The 16964-nt window shown below is 42.0% G+C and carries 18 protein-coding genes and 1 tRNA gene; 8 read left to right on the forward strand and 11 right to left on the reverse strand.

Going from position 1 to position 16964, the window contains the following annotated elements:
* Positions 1-130 precede the first annotated feature (130 nt).
* From U2718_RS23060 to cysS, 3 genes are all read right to left on the reverse strand, one after another.
* On the reverse strand, positions 131-1573 hold the full coding sequence (locus U2718_RS23060) for a TldD/PmbA family protein (protein WP_342002511.1): 1443 nt from the start codon (positions 1571-1573) through the stop codon (positions 131-133).
* Positions 1574-1829: 256 nt separating this feature from the next.
* Entirely contained in the window at positions 1830-2960 is a 1131-nt protein-coding gene (locus U2718_RS23065) for an AI-2E family transporter (protein ID WP_342002512.1), read from the reverse strand.
* Positions 2961-3055: 95 nt separating this feature from the next.
* Complete coding sequence (gene cysS, locus U2718_RS23070; RefSeq protein ID WP_342002513.1) at positions 3056-4615, reverse strand: cysteine--tRNA ligase; 1560 nt, start codon at positions 4613-4615, stop codon at positions 3056-3058.
* A 132-nt stretch (positions 4616-4747) separates the two neighbouring features.
* Here cysS and U2718_RS23075 point away from each other — a divergent pair, with 132 nt between their 5' ends.
* The gene (locus U2718_RS23075) at positions 4748-5848 is read left to right on the forward strand and encodes a GTP-binding protein (RefSeq protein WP_342002514.1); all 1101 of its coding nucleotides are present in this window, start codon (positions 4748-4750) and stop codon (positions 5846-5848) included.
* Between the two features lie 116 nt (positions 5849-5964).
* On the opposite strand, the gene U2718_RS23080 is transcribed toward U2718_RS23075, so the two are convergent.
* Positions 5965-6735 (reverse strand): Rpn family recombination-promoting nuclease/putative transposase, encoded by a 771-nt coding sequence (locus tag U2718_RS23080; protein WP_276752881.1) that lies wholly within the window; start codon positions 6733-6735, stop codon positions 5965-5967.
* Between the two features lie 59 nt (positions 6736-6794).
* Here U2718_RS23080 and dtd point away from each other — a divergent pair, with 59 nt between their 5' ends.
* From dtd to U2718_RS23095, 3 genes are all read left to right on the forward strand, one after another.
* The gene (gene dtd / locus U2718_RS23085) at positions 6795-7247 is read left to right on the forward strand and encodes a D-aminoacyl-tRNA deacylase (protein ID WP_342002515.1); all 453 of its coding nucleotides are present in this window, start codon (positions 6795-6797) and stop codon (positions 7245-7247) included.
* Between the two features lie 114 nt (positions 7248-7361).
* On the forward strand, positions 7362-7697 hold the full coding sequence (psb28, locus tag U2718_RS23090; protein WP_342002516.1) for a photosystem II reaction center protein Psb28: 336 nt from the start codon (positions 7362-7364) through the stop codon (positions 7695-7697).
* A 93-nt stretch (positions 7698-7790) separates the two neighbouring features.
* The gene (locus tag U2718_RS23095) at positions 7791-8294 is read left to right on the forward strand and encodes a molybdenum cofactor biosynthesis protein B (RefSeq protein WP_342002517.1); all 504 of its coding nucleotides are present in this window, start codon (positions 7791-7793) and stop codon (positions 8292-8294) included.
* Between the two features lie 108 nt (positions 8295-8402).
* Here the strand turns inward: U2718_RS23095 and ilvC are convergent, their stop codons facing one another.
* Both ilvC and U2718_RS23105 read right to left on the reverse strand, forming a co-directional pair.
* Positions 8403-9398 carry a ketol-acid reductoisomerase gene (ilvC, locus tag U2718_RS23100; RefSeq protein WP_342002518.1) on the reverse strand — a complete coding sequence of 332 codons (996 nt, stop codon included), beginning with the start codon at positions 9396-9398 and terminating at the stop codon, positions 8403-8405.
* 58 nt (positions 9399-9456) lie between these two features.
* Positions 9457-10329, reverse strand: a complete 873-nt coding sequence (locus U2718_RS23105) for an aldo/keto reductase (RefSeq protein ID WP_342002519.1) — start codon at positions 10327-10329, stop codon at positions 9457-9459.
* 331 nt (positions 10330-10660) lie between these two features.
* Here U2718_RS23105 and U2718_RS23110 point away from each other — a divergent pair, with 331 nt between their 5' ends.
* The 4 genes from U2718_RS23110 to U2718_RS23125 all read left to right on the forward strand — a co-directional run bounded on the left by U2718_RS23110 (position 10661) and on the right by U2718_RS23125 (position 13288).
* Positions 10661-11050, forward strand: a complete 390-nt coding sequence (locus U2718_RS23110) for a DUF4359 domain-containing protein (RefSeq protein WP_342002521.1) — start codon at positions 10661-10663, stop codon at positions 11048-11050.
* 84 nt (positions 11051-11134) lie between these two features.
* Positions 11135-11257, forward strand: coding sequence for a hypothetical protein (locus U2718_RS23115; RefSeq protein ID WP_411813353.1), 123 nt, complete (start codon positions 11135-11137; stop codon positions 11255-11257).
* Positions 11258-11352: 95 nt separating this feature from the next.
* On the forward strand, positions 11353-11496 hold the full coding sequence (locus tag U2718_RS23120; RefSeq protein WP_411813354.1) for a hypothetical protein: 144 nt from the start codon (positions 11353-11355) through the stop codon (positions 11494-11496).
* Between the two features lie 259 nt (positions 11497-11755).
* Positions 11756-13288 (forward strand): SagB/ThcOx family dehydrogenase, encoded by a 1533-nt coding sequence (locus U2718_RS23125; protein ID WP_342002523.1) that lies wholly within the window; start codon positions 11756-11758, stop codon positions 13286-13288.
* Positions 13289-13829: 541 nt separating this feature from the next.
* Here the strand turns inward: U2718_RS23125 and U2718_RS23130 are convergent.
* From U2718_RS23130 to yqeK, 5 genes are all read right to left on the reverse strand, one after another.
* Positions 13830-13906, reverse strand: a tRNA-Met gene (locus U2718_RS23130).
* A 40-nt stretch (positions 13907-13946) separates the two neighbouring features.
* Positions 13947-14900: an asparaginase gene (locus U2718_RS23135; protein ID WP_342002524.1), complete on the reverse strand. Its 954-nt coding sequence runs from the start codon at positions 14898-14900 to the stop codon at positions 13947-13949.
* Positions 14901-15044: 144 nt separating this feature from the next.
* Positions 15045-15545 (reverse strand): CGLD27 family protein, encoded by a 501-nt coding sequence (locus U2718_RS23140; RefSeq protein ID WP_342002525.1) that lies wholly within the window; start codon positions 15543-15545, stop codon positions 15045-15047.
* Positions 15542-16003 (reverse strand): ribosome silencing factor, encoded by a 462-nt coding sequence (gene rsfS / locus U2718_RS23145; RefSeq protein ID WP_342002526.1) that lies wholly within the window; start codon positions 16001-16003, stop codon positions 15542-15544. The genes U2718_RS23140 and rsfS overlap by 4 nt, the downstream gene beginning before the upstream one ends.
* 119 nt (positions 16004-16122) lie before the next feature.
* Positions 16123-16719: a bis(5'-nucleosyl)-tetraphosphatase (symmetrical) YqeK gene (yqeK, locus tag U2718_RS23150; protein WP_342002527.1), complete on the reverse strand. Its 597-nt coding sequence runs from the start codon at positions 16717-16719 to the stop codon at positions 16123-16125.
* Positions 16720-16964: the final 245 nt, after the last annotated feature.

The following is a 16964-nucleotide window of genomic DNA, read 5'->3' on the forward strand; positions in this document are numbered from 1 at the left end:
AGTGGGAGAGTGGAGGAGGAAGAGATGAGGGAGATAGGGAAGAATTTACTCTTATTAATTCCTCAACTCCCTCACCTTCTTCACCTCCCTCACCTCCTTGTCTCCGTGTCTCCTTGTCCCCTTGTCCTCTTCAAGTTCCGCCGCCAAATACTTCGACATTAGCAAACACACAAACGGGTGAACCATGTCCTACCCAAATAGCTTGATTTGGTTCACCTTTACCACAGTAAGGAGTGCCGTACATTTCCCAAGTCGAGGAGTTACCAACTTTAATTAAGCTGTGCCAAAACTCTGGAGTTGTGGCTCGATAGTTGGGATTGCGGAGTGTTTTGGTGAGCTTACCGTTTTCAATCAATTTTGCATACTCACAACCAAATTGAAATTTATAGCGGCGATCGTCTATCGACCAAGAACGGTTAGACTCCATGTAAACACCGTGTTCTATGCCAGCGATAATTTCTTCAAAGGAGGCTTTTCCTGGTTCTAAATTCAAGTTTGCCATCCGGTCAATAGCAGGTCGATTCCAAGAGCAGGCACGCGCACAAGCTACCCCTGGTATCCCGGCTCGTTTTTGACTTTCCAAACTGCCCAAACCTCGCAGCAACACACCTTCCTTGATTAAATACTCCCGTGTTGCCACAGCACCAGTATCATCAAAGCCATAGCTGGCAAATTCTCCGGATACGGTAGGGTCAAAGGTAATGTTCATCAAGGGAGAACCATATACCAAAACGCCGAAATCACTTTTGTTAACAAAGCTACCTCCAGCATAGTTGCGCTCATCTCCTAGAATTCTGTCAATTTCTAGAGGATGTCCAACACTTTCATGAATTTGCAACATCATTTGATCCGGGGCTAATACCAGATTCGTGCGTGTAGTTGGGCATTCCTGAGCCGTTAAAAGTTCGACTGCCTGTTCGCCAATGTGCTGAACTCTTTGCCATATATCTTCTTGTTTGAATAGCTCCATGCCACCTTGGTAACAGTTAGCTTCCCAACCATTGTTAGTGCGGTGCTGTACGATCGCTCCTTCTTGGGCGATCGCTCCATAATGCTGACGTAAGGATATAAAATTTTGATACACCTCAGAGCCATTACTACTCGCGAACCAAGTTTCCCTATCGGTAGTGGTAGCACTGGCTGTAGTTTGGACTATTTGTTCGGAAACTTTTAGAGTATGGCAGGTACGTACCAGCAAATCATTGATTTGCGCAGCACTCAGAGCATCCAATGATTGAAGAAATGGGGAAATATATTCACCAACAACCTTAGGACGCTCGGTTGCGACTTGGAACGGATGTATCCACCACTGGCTTGCTGCTTGTGCTTGTTTATAAGCTTTTTCGGCAGCAGCTTGCAAGCTCGCAAGTTCTAGATGATTGGTAGCGGCATAGCCAATGCAGCCATTTACCATTACTTCCAGCATTGCTCCTGATGTGGAAGATTTGCCATTACTTTGTGGTAAGGCATCACGGAAATAATGGTGAGAAGAAGTTTCTTTTACTACTCTGATCCCAATCCAATCTGCGGGAATTTTGATATTGGCGATCGCTTTTGTTAGTTCAGACCACATATCTTCTTAAAATTTTAGTAAGGATAAGTGAAAATCGATTAAATTTGTCAATCAATAACCTTTTCTTAACTTTATATCTCTTAAGAAACACAAGGCAGAGGAGCCACTGCGGTGGTGAGTCAGCGCGTCGTTCGCCGTCAGGCGTTGCGTTAGCTAGCGTCTTCTCGCAGAGTAGCCCTTCCTGCAGGGTAGGGTAGGTAGGCAGAAGGAAAGACAACAAAAGTGTTTCTTTAATTTGTTGCTTACGGCGAACAACCTATTTCCCAGATAATTTAGATGCTCCATCCGAAACTGGTTGCTGATCTGAGCAGATAACAGCTTCTGAGAAATTATCTGTTTGTTCTGCTAATAATTTTGGACGTAAATAAAGATTCTCTAACAAAACTGCTAAACCAGCTATCCAAGGTGGGACAATTACAGCACCAATAATTCCTAAAACTTGCGTTCCTCCTAATACTGCTAAGAGTTGATACAACGGATGAACTCGTACTGAAGAACCTACCAGCAAAGGATCGAGTACGTAACTTTCTAAATTTTGGATAATTACAAACAACAGCAGCACCCAAAGGAAAGTTAACCCTCCTTGAGGAATTGCAACTATTAAAGCTGGGATCGCTCCTATAATGGGGCCAACAAATGGTATCAAATTCGTAAAACCAGCAATTACTCCTAATGCTAAGGCAAACTCTGAAAGTCCTAAAATTTCCAGACCTAGCGTAATGGCAAAGGCTAAAATAGCCGACACCAAAACTCGACCTTGAATATAACCTCCCATCCGGCGAGAAATGGGTACAACTTGGGCAGCGAGGCGCTCATCCCAGGGTTTGGGAAACAATGCTACCAATCCTTTAATCAAATTTTCGCTACCAGCAACCATGTAAGCGGAAATGACCAAAGCTAAAATCAAATTTACAACACCACCAACAATACCGCGAGTCAATCCAAAAGAACGCACTAACAACTGCTGGCTAGAACGAATTAACCAATTGGTAAGTGCTTGAATATCGAAGAATTGCTCGATTGACTCTATCTGATAAATTCCTATTCGTACGGCTAAATTTTCCAAAGTTGTCCGCAAATTTTCTAAATAGACTGGCAGTCTACTGCCCAATTTTTGAATTTGATCGAACACAGAGGGGCCAATAATTAAACCTAGCCCAACTAAGCTAGCAATTAAACCTATGTAAGCCAAAATTACACCTAGCCACCGTGGCAGGCGTAATCTTTCTGCAGTATCAACTATGGGGGCGATCGCTGCTGCCAGCACTACTGCAATCATTAATGTCAGCAGCAAACTCCGTAATTGCCACAACAGAACAACCAAAAAGAAAGTGGCGATAATCAACAGGAGATTCAGTAAAGATATCGCCTGACGCTTTTCGGACATAAGAAGTATAGGGGACAAGGGACAGGGATAGGAGGTAGGGGACAGGGCACAGGTGACAGAAGGAGAAATTATTTTATTAATTCATCCTTCATCCTTCAATTTCGGTGCCATTCCGTACCTTGGGGTTTGTCAATTAAGGTAATACCTTTAGCTTGCAGTTCATTACGGATGCGATCGCCTTCAGCAAAATTCTTCGCTTTTCTCGCTTCCTGACGTTTTTGGATGAGGGCTTCAATTTCTGTGTCAGTTAAACCATCAGTATTTGGTTTTTCCTCCTCGATTTGAGCTTCTAAACCTAAAACTCCCGCCAAAGTGAGTAGAGTTTGCCATTGTTTAAATAACTCCTCTGGTGGTGTTTCGGTTTTTCCTTCGTGTACCAAAAGATTTCCCTCCCGTCGCAGTTCTTTAGCTAATTCAAATAACACAGCTAACCCACCAGGGAAATTAAAGTCATCATTCACGGCATCTTGGAAACGCTCTATGTGTGACGTGGAGAGCATGAGATGCGGGGACGTCTCTGAAGACGCGGTGACGCGGAGAGCACCAGACGCGGAGAAACTTTTATTTACATTCTCCGTGTCCCCACCTCCCCGTGTCCCCGCGTCCTTTTCATTCTCCGTGTCCTCTTCCCACCCTAGTTCCTTCCCATGTTTGTAACCAAAAAGCAAACCTTCTTTGAGGGTTTGCCAACCGTTGGTAGCAGCAGCGATCGCTTCATCGGTAAAATCAATCGGTTTACGATAATGTGCCATCAACACAAACAATCGCAATGCCATTGGATCTACCCCTCGCTCCAGTAATTCGCGAATGGTGATAAAGTTGCCCAAAGATTTAGACATTTTCTCACCATCAACTTTCACCATGCCGTTGTGCAGCCAGTAGTGAGCTAATGGTTTACCCGTCACTGCCTCAGATTGGGCAATTTCATTTTCATGGTGGGGAAAAATTAAGTCAGCACCGCCAGCGTGGATGTCAATAGTTTCACCGAGGCGATCGCGTACCATTGCAGAACACTCAATATGCCATCCTGGACGTCCTTTACCCCAAGGTGACTCCCAATAAGGTTCTCCTAATTTTGCTGCTTTCCACAAGGCAAAGTCAAACGGCTCTCTTTTCTTCTGATAATCTGGATCGTCTACATTGACTCGCTCACTTGCACCAACCTGCAAATCCTCTAATTTACGTCCGGAAAGTTTGCCATACTCAGGAAATTGCCGCACAGCGTAGTAGACATCACCGTCAGCAGGGTAGGCGTAACCTCTGTTTTCTAGATCGTAAATGAGCCGTTGAATGCCATTCATTGTATGAGTTGCACGCGGATACTCATCAGCGTCTTTAATTTTCAACTGCCGCATATCTTCAAAATAGGCTTTGATAAAGCGATCGGCGACAGCTTCCATAGATGAGCCTTCTTGCCGGGCTCGATTAAGGATTTTGTCATCAATGTCGGTAAAATTCTGGACAAAACGCACGTCATAGCCAATGAATTGTAGGTAGCGACGCACAACGTCCCAAACAATACAAGCTCTAGCATGACCCAAATGGCAATAGTCGTACACCGTCACGCCGCAGTAATACATTTTTACCTTTCCTGGTTCGACAGTTTCAAAGGGTTCTTGGCGACGAGTGAGAGTATTGTAAACAGTTAGGGTCATAACACAGTAATACTGAATGATATACGCAATAATAAATTAGAGTAGCTAGGATGTATGTCCAGTATCCCTATGCTAGAGTTTTCTGGACTCTCTGCGCTACATTTCTATTTTGACTTTTTTAACAGCAGCGCTATGCAAGCAGTTACCCCCGAATCTCATTCAATGGATTCTCCTAAACAAGGGTTACCAGTCACAATTATTACTGGATTTCTCGGTAGCGGAAAAACTACTTTACTCAATCATATCCTCAGCAACCAGCAAGGTTTAAAAACTGCTGTTTTAGTAAATGAATTTGGTGAAATTGGCATCGATAACGAGCTAATTATCTCCACTGAAGAGAATATGGTGGAGCTAAATAATGGTTGTATTTGCTGCACCATTAATAATGATTTGGTTGATGCCGTTTACAAAGTTTTAGAACGTCAAGAAAATCTCGATTATCTGGTAGTAGAAACAACTGGACTCGCCGATCCGCTACCAGTTGCCTTGACATTTTTGGGTACAGAATTGCGCGATTTAACCCGTCTAGATTCGATTATTACCGTTGTAGATGCGGCAAATTACAGCTTGGATTTATTTAATTCTCAAGCAGCTTACAGTCAAATAGCTTATGGTGATGTAATTCTTTTAAATAAGACAGATTTAGTTTCTGAGGAAGAATTACAATCACTAGAAACCAAAATACGGGAAATCAAAGAAGGAGCGAGAATTATCCACACCAAGCGATCGCAAGTGCCGCTTCCCTTAATTCTCAGCGTCGGTTTGTTTGAGTCAGACAAGTATTTTGATGCTGAGGAAGCTCATGAGCATGAGCATCACGATCACGATCATGAGCATCACGATCACGACCACTCAGAATTTAGTCATGATCATCATCACGACCATGACCATCACCATCATTCCCACCATTTGGAAAATGACGGCTTTACCTCATTATCTTTTGAAAGTGACCAACCTTTTGCGATCAGAAAGTTCCAGTATTTCTTAGATAATCAACTCCCTGATACTGTTTTTAGAGCAAAAGGAATTATGTGGTTTGAAGAGAGTCCCAAACGCCACATTTTCCACCTATGCGGCAAGCGTTTTACTCTAGATGATGAAGAGTGGAAAGGCGAGAAAAAAAATCAATTGGTGCTAATTGGGCAAAATCTAGATCACGAGCAGTTACGAGAACAACTAGAAAACTGCGTGTGTTTACCTTCTAAATCTCGTGGCAAAGGCTTTGGGAAATAGTCATTAGTCATTAGTCATTGGTCATTAGTCCATCATTTTGATTTGTTTGACTTTTGAACGCCAGTTGCTACAACGGGGAAAACCCCGCAACGCACTGGCTCCTTTTGACTTTTTTATCACTCTCCTTGGTTTTCACCTGCTGAAATTTCTAACTGTTGCACCTGTTCCACCGTTAATCCGGTTACTCTTGCTACCATTTCTACTGACATTCCCTCTCTCAGCAGATTGATAGCCACACGTCGAATACCTTCAGTTCGACCTTCGTCTTTGATAGCTTGATAAGTCACTGACTCCTGCATAAGCTCTTCTCGCAGCAACTGTTTAACAATGTTTTTCTCTAATACTAGCCCAGCCAGAATGAATGCTGATGCTGCAACATTACTTTGTGTTCTTTGGTCGCTTATTTTAGATATTTCTTGAGCAACCTGTCGTAATGTCTCAGCACGGTCACTGGTATTACTTAATACTGCAAATGGCAACAATCCCTGATACTGTAAGAATACATTTGTTGGTTGCTCCCATAACCGAAATATATCAAATTCATGACGAGTTCTCTCTAAAATAAATGTATCTTGTTGCACCAGTTCAGAAGAGGTTTGTTGTAGATAAATTACTGCTTGAGACATTCGTTTTTGAGGAAAACGGCGATACACGCGCAACCGATAATCTGCCATGCGAAAAGGAATTTCCGCTTTGGGCTGGGTTTGGAATTCGAGGTGAAGTACAACTTCATCTGATTGAAGTAATATCAGCGCATCAGCGCGAATCGGCTCAAGAGATAGTTCCGAGGGACTTAATTCAGTGAAAGTTATTGGTTCTCCCAATAGCCAACTGGCAAAGTCGCTGGAGAAGTTTTCGGCAAGAAATTTACAAATATTATCGAACATGAGGGGATTTTATCAAAAGATAAAAATCCACAATCTAAAATCTAAAATTTACAATCGATATGCGCGTTATCATCCAGCGAGTTAAATCATCTCAAGTTACTGTTGATGGTGAAATTGTCGGCAAAATTGGACGAGGATTAAATTTACTTGTGGGCATTGCCGAAACTGATGGTGATGCCGAACTTGATTGGATGGTACGTAAATGCTTAGAATTGCGGCTATTTCCCGATCGCGAAGGTGGAGATCGCTGGCAAAAATCTGTACAAGAAATTGACGGCGAGTTGTTAGTAATAAGTCAGTTTACTCTTTACGGTGATTGTCGCAAAGGTCGCCGTCCTTCTTTCGACCGTTCAGCCGCTCCCCAAACAGCCGAAGATTTATATAACAGTTTTGTTGCCAAGTTACGCGAAAGTGGTTTAAGGGTAGAAACTGGTAAATTTGGAGCCATGATGCAAGTTTCTATCGAAAACGATGGCCCTGTAACTTTGTTACTTGAAAAAGAAGCTAACTAATTATTATTACGTAGACAAAAATTCTAGCTGCATCAAGACTGCTTAATACTACTTAGTACTAAATTAATGAGAGAATATTAGTTTGACCATCACAAAACTTTAAATTCACTCATCATGGCAACAATTCAGTTTTCTAAAGGTATCGACGAGGAAGTGATTCCAGAAGTGCGTTTAACGCGATCGCGGACTGGCAATAGTGGTACAGCGACGTTCGTTTTTCAAAATCCCAAAGCATTAAGCAACGGCAGTACCGACGAAATCACTGGGATGTATTTGATTGATGAAGAAGGCGAACTAGTTACCCGCGAAGTCAAAGGCAGATTTGTCAACGGTAAACCAGAAGCATTAGAAGCTGTTTATGTAATGAAATCTCCAGAAGAATGGGAGCGCTTTATGCGGTTTATGCAGCGGTATGCAGAAGAAAATGGCTTGGGATTTAATAAAGCTTAATAAACTGCTATCACTGTTTAAGATGACAGTGGGGAGTAGGGGGAGAAATCTCTCCCTATATTTCTATATTTTTATCCCCATATTTAAAAGATGATGATGCATCAGCCACACCCTAACCAAGCAATAATCACAGTCGCTTGTGCTATTGTTACCATCAGCGATACACGCTCAAAAGAAAATGATAAAAGTGGTCAGTTAATTCAGCAGTTACTTAGTGATGCTAGCCACACAATTGGAGCTTACACGATTATCAAAGATGAACCAGCCCAGATTCAAGAGCAGTTAGAAGTGCTGGGTAAAAATTCTAATTTGGATACTGTAATTTTCAATGGCGGTACGGGCATTGCACCTAGAGATACTACCTACGATGCCATAGAAAAATTACTGGAAAAAACTTTGCCTGGATTCGGAGAATTATTTCGCTTTTTAAGCTATCAAGAAATAGGTTCGCGGGCGATCGCATCTCGTGCTGTAGCTGGTGTTTATCAAAGCAAATTAATATTTTCCCTACCTGGTTCCAGCAACGCCGTACGACTGGCAATGGAAAAACTGATTCTGCCAGAACTCACTCATTTAGTTGGGTTATTACATCAATAGGAGCTAGTGAAGAGGAGGGGGAGAGTGGGGAGGGGGAGAAACTATCAAAAACATTCCCCGCGTCTGGGTGTCTCCTTCTCCCCGTGTCCTTTTCCTAGTCCTTAGCCCCTAATCGTTTTTCATCCAACTAAACATAGCGCGTAAATCTTTGCCAATTTCCTCAACGGAGTGTTCGGCTTCTTTACGACGCATAGCAGTAAATCCAGGTTTACCAGCTTGGTTTTCTAAGACAAATTCCCGTGCAAATTGCCCAGTTTGAATTTCTTGCAGAATCTTCTTCATTTCTGCTTTAGTTTGCTCATTCACTACCCTGGGGCCACGGGTATAATCGCCGTATTCCGCAGTATTGGAAATACTATCACGCATTTTGGCGAGTCCACCTTCCACAATTAAGTCAACAATCAATTTGACTTCGTGGAGACATTCAAAGTAAGCCAACTCTGGCTGATAACCTGCTTCGACTAAAGTTTCAAATCCAGCTTTGATTAAAGCACTCAACCCGCCGCACAACACAGCTTGTTCGCCAAACAAGTCAGTTTCAGTTTCTTCACGGAAGGTAGTTTCAAGAACGCCTGCACGGGTACCACCGATACCTTTAGCATACGCCATGGCGTGATCGCGTGCTTGCCCAGAAGCATTTTGATATACCGCAAACAAGCAAGGTACCCCTTGTCCTTGTTCGTAAGTCCGTCGTACTAAATGTCCTGGCCCTTTCGGTGCTACCATAATCACGTCAACGAAAGGAGGTGGCACGACTTGCCCGAAATGAATATTGAACCCGTGAGCAAAAGCTAAGATATTTCCTTCTTCTAAATTAGGTTCAATTTCATTTTTATAAACAGCTTTTTGTACCTCATCAGGTAACAAAATCATAATTAAGTCAGCTGCTTTGGCCGCATCTGCCACACTCTTTACAGTTAAGCCTGCTGCCTCCGCTTTAGCCGCTGACTTACTACCCGGATATAATCCGACAATCACGTTCACGCCACTATCCTTAAGATTAAGAGCGTGGGCATGACCTTGGGAACCATAACCGATGATGGCAACTGTTTTTCCGGCTAAAAGGTCTAAATTTGCATCTGTGTCGTAATACATCCGAGCCATAAGTGCGTCTCCCGTCAGCAAGCATCCTGTTTAATCGCAGACTTGTTATTTTACCGGATCATGATGCCGTTTCTCGATCAATTCTTTGCACTTGATCATGAGATAATTTTACTTCAAGAGCGTGTACTGAATCTTCAATGCTGGAAATCTTGCTAGCACCAGGAATGGGCAAAATACAAGTTGATTTGGCATGCAACCACGCTAGTACAATGCAATAAACCGATACATTTTTTTCCTTGGCTAGCTTTGCGATCGCAGGAATATCTTGCAAGTTCTCGTGGCGGCGACTTCCACCAAAGGGACTCCAAGGCAAAAAGGTTAAACCTTCTTTTTCACAGTACTCTAATACACCATCAAATTCCGGCTGACGATGCCAAGGATTGTATTGATTTTGCACCGAGACAATGTCAATGATATCTCGCGCCCGTTGAATTTGTTCTACAGAAAAGTTAGAAACTCCCACAAATTTAATAATTCCAGCAGCCACTGCTTCTTTGGCTGGTGCCAGAGATTCCTCGATTGTATAGTCGGGAGCGGGTGCATGATACTGCCAAACATCAATTGGTTTATTTCCGCCCAAAGCCTCAAAACTGACACGAATAGTTTCCCGTAAGTGTTTTGGATTTCCATTACGTGTCCAGCTGCCTTGCGGGCGCATCAAACCGCCCTTGGTTGCCACAACTACATTGCTCACATCTCCATTGTAAGTTTGCAATGCTTTGTGAATTAGTCGCTCATTGTGGTGTTTGTCAGATTCGTCTTTACAATAAGAATCAGCGGTGTCAATGAAAGTGATCCCCAAATCTAAAGCACGATGAATAACATTGATAGAATCAGTTTCTGATGGACGACCGCTCAATGACATTGGCATCCCTCCTAAACCAATACCACTAACATAGACATCCGTGTTTCCTAGTTGTTTTTTTTCCATGTTTCTAGCTTTTGTTTTAAACAGCATTAACTATTTACTAACTAGTCAGACTTTTGGTCAGAATCCATCCTTCACATGGTTGATTGTCGGTTGTAGATAAATATAAACAAGTAGTAATTGCTATAAAAATATCTCTTTTTGTACTTGTATTATTGTTAGATTTCCGACTTCTCTAAGAAGTCGGAAATCTATTTTTTTGTTTTTTTAGTTTATAAATATTGACTTAATTACCTAAAAATTTCTCCAAAAATTTTCAGAAATAGATAGAAAAACTGTTGTAGTCACAGTCCAATAATCAACCACTTCTCGAAGTACTACTTTAAACAACACTATGAAGACTATTTTGCAAAGCCGTTTAAATAAAAGTGCGCTTCTATTAGTAACTATTGCTAGTGCAATGTTAATTACCAATCCTAAAAAAGATACTTACGTAGATTACGCTGGTAAAAGACTGATCACTGAAATTCAAACGTCTATTTGTCAAGAACCGAAACTACCACGGGGTTTATTATGGGAAGAAGTTAGTAAAATTACAAGCAATACCTGTAGATCTGGGTTAGCTACAGGACTTGCTTTTCAAAATAACAGCATCAAAGAATTAATCGCCAATTCAACGGAGCAACAAAACTTTTTTGTTTTCAGCACCTACACAACAAAAATTTCTCAATATAACTTCAAAACCATAGGTGTATTCGGTAATTTCCTCACGTTTCAAAAATAGCTAAGTTTTGCTCCGATGGAGTGGTATTGGGAAATGCTAATTTTAGTAACATAGATGCACCTCTGACGCTCATCGGTCGTGGGGGTGGGAAGTGTGGGAACTCAATGTTCGGTTATCTATCTTGAGGGCAAAGATCGCAACGATCCCCTGTTTCTTTGCTGCACAGCAGGGACGAATTCCGGTTGCCAAAGATATTTAATGCGATAACACAGGCATCGCATTAATTTGCTTTTTTTGATGCATTATACTTTAGATGCTGTAAAATCTCCAGTATTCTGCTTCAATATCAGGAGTACTCGGCTATGGTACCATTTCGTCGTCCGCTCCGCAGACTGGGGGTAAACCGTAGGTTGATGTTTCTGGGGATGATCGCCACTAGCCTGCTGCTGTTCGTTAGAGGGTTTATATCCTCCGATCAAGTTACGCGATCTGGTTACGCCTTTTAATCTGGAGTGTTTATTAGACCTCCTGCATGAATAGTAAAGCAGTGTGACAGTTGGCAAAAGAAGAGTTGCAGAATGTGGCACAGGCATGACAGGAATAGAGAAATTGAGGAATTGCCATGCCATATACTGAAATACAACATCTTTCTTCTGTAGGGCATGACCCACTCATCCTATCAAAACCTAAGGTTTGTACTAATTATGACGAAATGATAGCGCTGAGGAATGCCAAGATATGTAGCAGCAACGTATTTAAACTCTTATGCCTGAACTCCGCCAATCGATCGCACAGCACTACCACGAGCGCACTAAATACGATCCTCAAACGATTGCTTCAAAAAGTAAGAGGTTAGACTGGGCTAAACAACCAGTACCATTCAAGGAATACAAAATTGGCTCCTCTTTTGACCTTAAACCCTATATAGAAGAAAAGCTAGAAGATTTTACTAATAATCCTGAGGCTCAATGGTGGCAAAGATTGTCACGACTTTTATTTTGTAGTTATGGACTGACTGCCAAAATGCCTTCTATGGGAAGTGCAGTGTATCTCCGTGCAGCGCCTAGTGCTGGTGGTTTATATCCAGCAGAAGTGTATGTAGTTTCTCGTGGTACTCAACTGTTACCACCAGGTTTATATAACTACCAGTGTCGCACTCATTCTTTGATGCACTATTGGGAAAGTGATGTTTGGCAAGCTTTGCAAAAAGCTTGTTTTTGGCATCCTGCCTTGGAAAATACTCAATTGGCTATTCTTATCACCGCTGTTTTCTATCGTTCGGCATGGCGCTATGAAGACAGAGCATATCGTCGTATTTTTCTGGATACTGGACATTTGCTAGGCAATATCGAGTTAGCAAGCGCTGTTTGTGACTATCGCCCTCATTTAATCGGCGGTTTTGTGGATGAAACAGTCAACGAACTGCTTTATATTGATCGCCAACAGGAGGGAGCGATCGCTGTTGTTGCCCTGGCAGATTTATTGGATATCAAACAAAATTTGCCTACATGGCGAACTGCTCTACCCTCGGCTACCGAAACTAACTATCCTGAAATTCCTGATGGTGAGTTGTTAAAGTACTTTCATCAAGCAACTGAAATTCAAGCAGGCACAACTGGCAAATTAAACTTGCCAGAAGTAAAACAAGAAAAATCTTTAGAAGATAAATACAACTTTCCTTTTTGTCAAAAAATTTCTACAACCACCACACCAATTAGCTGGGGTGAAAAGTTAGAAGATTTAGAAGTTACTATTTTCAAACGACGTTCTACCCGTGCCTACAATGGTGATTATTTAACTTTTGATCAATTAAAAGTCTTACTTGACTTTACTTACCAACCTCAACATTACATAGATCAGAATTTAGATATTTCTCCAGATTATTTTGATTTAAATTTAATCGAAACATTTATTGCTGTTTCTGGGATAGAAGGATTAGAGGCAGGTTGTTACTATTACGCACCTAAAGCCCAAGAATTACGACAAATTCGCTTTAAAAACTTCCGCCGAGAATTACACTTTCTTTGCTTGGGACAAGATTTAGGAAGGGATGCGGCAGCAATTTTGTTTCATACAGCAGACTTGAAAGCAGCTGTTGCTCAATACGGCGATCGCGTTTACCGTTATTTACACATGGATGCAGGGCATTTGGGACAAAGACTAAATTTAGCTGCCATTCGCCTTGGTTTGGGCGTTAGTGGTATTGGTGGCTTCTTCGATGATCAAGTCAATGAAGTTTTGGGGATTCCTGCCGATGAAGCAGTATTATACGTTACTACTTTAGGTAAACCCAGATAATTTACATCTTGCTGCACCCCTAGAGAGAATAGCTCAACACTTACTCTGTCTTGAAAATAGGGAACCTTAACAGGTAAGTAGTTAGGCAAAATTAAATTTACGGCTGGAGGCAGGGAACAGGGAACTCTTAACGGGGAACAGCACAGAGAATGTGTAATTAATTTTGTTTAGGTACTTAACAGAAAAAGAAATATTTTCATTCCCTTGTTGTGTGATTGATCAAATGACTGTCTTGCACCTCGTCCCGAAAACGCCTAGAACTTCAGTTCTAGACTGATAGCTGAAGTCAGTTAAAACTGACTGAAAAGCTTACCCAGTCTACTTTATTAGACTTTAGCTTAAAGCTCTTGAAATTTATTCCTTGGCACACAAGAACACAGATGCGAGATATGAGTCAAAGAATATCGTCGCGACTGTGTTAAAAAAGTCAAGTGATCGCACTCGACTTCTTGGTATGCAATGCTGTTCGCATATCAAATTTAATTTTCCAATAAAATAAACCTCCACAAACCTTTAAGCCTGTAGAGGTTTACTTTATATTTGGTGGCGGGAGATGGATTTGAACCATCGACCTTCGGGTTATGAGCCCGACGAGCTACCAGGCTGCTCTATCCCGCGTCGTCTTCTCTAGTATAACCAGAAGTCAGAAATTTAGCAACTACAAAATCGATAATTCTCCAATTACTTCTAAACGTTTGTATCTACCTAAGCTCATAAAGTTTTCTGATAAGGCTTCGGCAACGGACGGACTAATCCAGCCCATCTGTTGAAGTAAGTGAATGGCAGCGGCATACTTTGCCCGTTTCGCTCCATCTATAACTTTAATTGCCAATCCCATACCTTCACCGAGTCTGCCAATGCACTGCACTCCTTCTGCACCAGCTTTACTTACCACTTCTCCTGGAGCTAAACGCATTAGTTCTGTGTCAAATTCCCCGTCTCCTGCTATCAGCGTGGGGTGATGAGTCATAGCACGGACAATGCGCTCCATATCCAAACTACTGCTAGCAGCTAGTTGAGCATACAAAGACGCCATTTGTCCAAGCTGCATGAGATAGGTTGGTGCGCCGCAATCATCGTGAACGCTGATAAATTCCTCGGCTGGCATTTTCAGCACTTCTGCGACTTTGGCTATAATCAGTTGTTGTACGGGATGTTTCCGCTGCAAGTAGTTATTTAAAGACCAATTACACTGCTGACAAACAGCTAGCATTCCTGCGTGTTTTCCAGAGCAATTGTATTCTAGAGGACTGCGTTTGCCTTCGGGAATTGGACATTGCAGTGCCGAAGGATCAATATCAGCTCGCCAAAGGATATTAAATGCCTGTCGTACTTGCTGTATTGTTCCTTTATGGGAACTGGTAATAATTGCTAAGTCGCGATCGCTGAGGTCGTAACGTTCCAAGGTGCCTGTGCTGGTAACAGCAAGTGCCTGAAACGGTTTGAGTGCAGAACGGACGAATGTTGCAGTTTCGGCATTTCCGGCAACAGAAAGCACTCGTCCTCGGTTGTCGCATACAACAGCTTGGACTATGTGCTTTGATTCAATTATGCCTTCACGCAACAACCTAACTTCCAATACGGCGGCTTGAGTTCGTTTTCCCATTGTCATGGGTGATTATCTATCGCTATTTTGTCTTGATGTGATTTGTCATTTGTCATGTGTTAGTTGTTGGTTGTTAGTTGTTAGGAATAATTACTAACTACTAGCCACTACCTACTAATTACTAACCATTAACCAATGACTTATGAGAATTTAAACTAAGTGCCAAACTATCGTACCAGCAACGAACAACACAGCCAAGCTAGCAAAGCTAATTTGTAACCGTTGGATAATAGGTTTGATTTGGTAGGTAACAATTAAGCGATCGCGGGTTAGTACTTCCTGTGGTTTTGTCCAAGTTTGACCGTCATACCAACCAGATTCTTCATAAAATATGATTGGACTAGCTAGGCGATGTTGCACGTAAGACCAACCTAAATACAATCGCAGCAGTATAAGTATGACACCCAAACTTGCCCCGGCAGCACCACAGAGGAGAAAATGGGCAATTTGTTTATGTGGGGGAAAGCTGACTGCTGCCACCGCTCCTGCTATCGGCCAAGACACACCCCAGATCCAAGTTAATTTTGTGATATATTCGCGCCAGTCTAGCGTGCAATCACGAAATAGCCAAGATGATTTTAGCTCTTCGTACTCATTTAGCGGTTGTTGCTCAGAGGGAACAGGGCAATTTGAGACCGAGGACTTAATCATGTTTGTTTACCCCCACCATCATCAGATGTTGGAAACTCGATATGTTCTGCATGACCCCAGAATGCTTCTAAGTTATAAAATTCGCGCTCTTTGGGCATCATAATATGAACAATCACATCGCCGTAGTCTTGCAAAATCCAATTTCCCTCGGTTTTACCTTCTACCCGTAGAGGACGCCTTTGCCAATCCTGTTCTACTTTATCTTCGATCGCATCGGCGATTGCTCTTACTTGTACTCTTGAATAACCGGTCATCACCACGAAATAATCAGCCAGGTAAGATACATCTGCTACTCTCAGCAACAAAATATCACCCGCTTTCCGGTCTGATGCTGCTTCCGCAATAGTTTCGGCTACATTTTCACTTGTTGCATCAATATCAATTTGCGGGTTTTTTACCGCTCCTTTTTTCACAGCGACTGATTGTAATGGTAAGTTTGCTTGGATATAATCAGACATTAAACCTCAGCTGCTTTTTCTTTTTTGACAATTTTTTACAATTACTTGGCAAAAGCCCATGGAATTGCAACTGTAATAATAATTAGGTTTTTTTGAATACTAACAAAAAATACAGAGGTCTATGCAGTTGGTTGAGCAATTGTATGTTTGGCTTTCGATTTTTGTAAGAACCAATTGCGAGTGGCGATCGCTCGCGGATGAATCAAGCGAGGACTTTCTAGCAAAAACTTGAATGTGTAATCACAAGTCAACCAAACAGCCTGCTCCAAATTTTCCCAACAAATTTGTCTTAATACTTGCAATTGGGAGGTATTGCCACGCCCTGGCTCTAGAGTATCTGCTAAAAATACGATACAGCACAGCGGACTCATGCCTGGTCTACCTAAGGTGTGATTGGCGATCGCTTGTAATACTTCTTCATCTTCGATCCCAAATGTATCTCTGGCAACAATGGCACTGACATCTGCATGCAAAAGATGAGGAGACGCTGCTACGACTTCATCTATTTCCAATCCTTCAACTTCTGCCATCTGCAAAAGTTTTTGGGGCTGAAAATATTTTGCTAGATCATGCATTAGTCCCGCTGTCGCAGCTTTTTGCTGATTCAAATTGTAATGTTGTGCAAGCTCCACTGCCATTTGCTCAACCCTGAGAATGTGGTTAATCCGCGAAGCCGGAACATTCTCTGCTAACCAAGCTAAGACTTTTTGGCGCATAATAGCTGAACACCTGAATTCAGGATTGTGGCAACAAATGTTATTGAATAGATATTTCTATTCTAACGGAGTTATCATCTGAAGTTTGTTTGCCCAAATCTAGCCTCTTTTTGTAGCGAAGGCTTGTACTCAACAACTGTGCCAACTTTGTTTAGCTATTTTGGTAGGGTAGGCACTGCTGAACTTTCCTCAATTCTGATTTGATGTTGTGGACAGTGCTCACCTTATGGTTTGTATAGCCGCAT

The sequence above is a fragment of the Chlorogloeopsis sp. ULAP02 genome, assembly GCF_038404745.2.
Lineage (GTDB): Bacteria > Cyanobacteriota > Cyanobacteriia > Cyanobacteriales > Nostocaceae > Chlorogloeopsis.

Excerpts from the sequence above, each read along its gene's own strand:
- cysS (WP_342002513.1), bottom strand. The coding sequence starts at position 4,615 with ATGACCCTAACTGTTTACAATACTCTCACTCGTCGCCAAGAACCCTTT.
- U2718_RS23060 (WP_342002511.1), bottom strand. The coding sequence starts at position 1,573 with ATGTGGTCTGAACTAACAAAAGCGATCGCCAATATCAAAATTCCCGCA.
- ilvC (WP_342002518.1), bottom strand. The coding sequence starts at position 9,398 with ATGGCTCGGATGTATTACGACACAGATGCAAATTTAGACCTTTTAGCC.
- psb28 (WP_342002516.1), top strand. The coding sequence starts at position 7,362 with ATGGCAACAATTCAGTTTTCTAAAGGTATCGACGAGGAAGTGATTCCA.
- U2718_RS23120 (WP_411813354.1), top strand. The coding sequence starts at position 11,353 with ATGGTACCATTTCGTCGTCCGCTCCGCAGACTGGGGGTAAACCGTAGG.
- U2718_RS23075 (WP_342002514.1), top strand. The coding sequence starts at position 4,748 with ATGCAAGCAGTTACCCCCGAATCTCATTCAATGGATTCTCCTAAACAA.
- yqeK (WP_342002527.1), bottom strand. The coding sequence starts at position 16,719 with ATGCGCCAAAAAGTCTTAGCTTGGTTAGCAGAGAATGTTCCGGCTTCG.
- U2718_RS23125 (WP_342002523.1), top strand. The coding sequence starts at position 11,756 with ATGCCTGAACTCCGCCAATCGATCGCACAGCACTACCACGAGCGCACT.
- rsfS (WP_342002526.1), bottom strand. The coding sequence starts at position 16,003 with ATGTCTGATTATATCCAAGCAAACTTACCATTACAATCAGTCGCTGTG.
- U2718_RS23095 (WP_342002517.1), top strand. The coding sequence starts at position 7,791 with ATGATGCATCAGCCACACCCTAACCAAGCAATAATCACAGTCGCTTGT.
- U2718_RS23135 (WP_342002524.1), bottom strand. The coding sequence starts at position 14,900 with ATGACAATGGGAAAACGAACTCAAGCCGCCGTATTGGAAGTTAGGTTG.
- U2718_RS23140 (WP_342002525.1), bottom strand. The coding sequence starts at position 15,545 with ATGATTAAGTCCTCGGTCTCAAATTGCCCTGTTCCCTCTGAGCAACAA.
- U2718_RS23110 (WP_342002521.1), top strand. The coding sequence starts at position 10,661 with ATGAAGACTATTTTGCAAAGCCGTTTAAATAAAAGTGCGCTTCTATTA.
- U2718_RS23065 (WP_342002512.1), bottom strand. The coding sequence starts at position 2,960 with ATGTCCGAAAAGCGTCAGGCGATATCTTTACTGAATCTCCTGTTGATT.
- U2718_RS23080 (WP_276752881.1), bottom strand. The coding sequence starts at position 6,735 with ATGTTCGATAATATTTGTAAATTTCTTGCCGAAAACTTCTCCAGCGAC.
- U2718_RS23105 (WP_342002519.1), bottom strand. The coding sequence starts at position 10,329 with ATGGAAAAAAAACAACTAGGAAACACGGATGTCTATGTTAGTGGTATT.
- dtd (WP_342002515.1), top strand. The coding sequence starts at position 6,795 with ATGCGCGTTATCATCCAGCGAGTTAAATCATCTCAAGTTACTGTTGAT.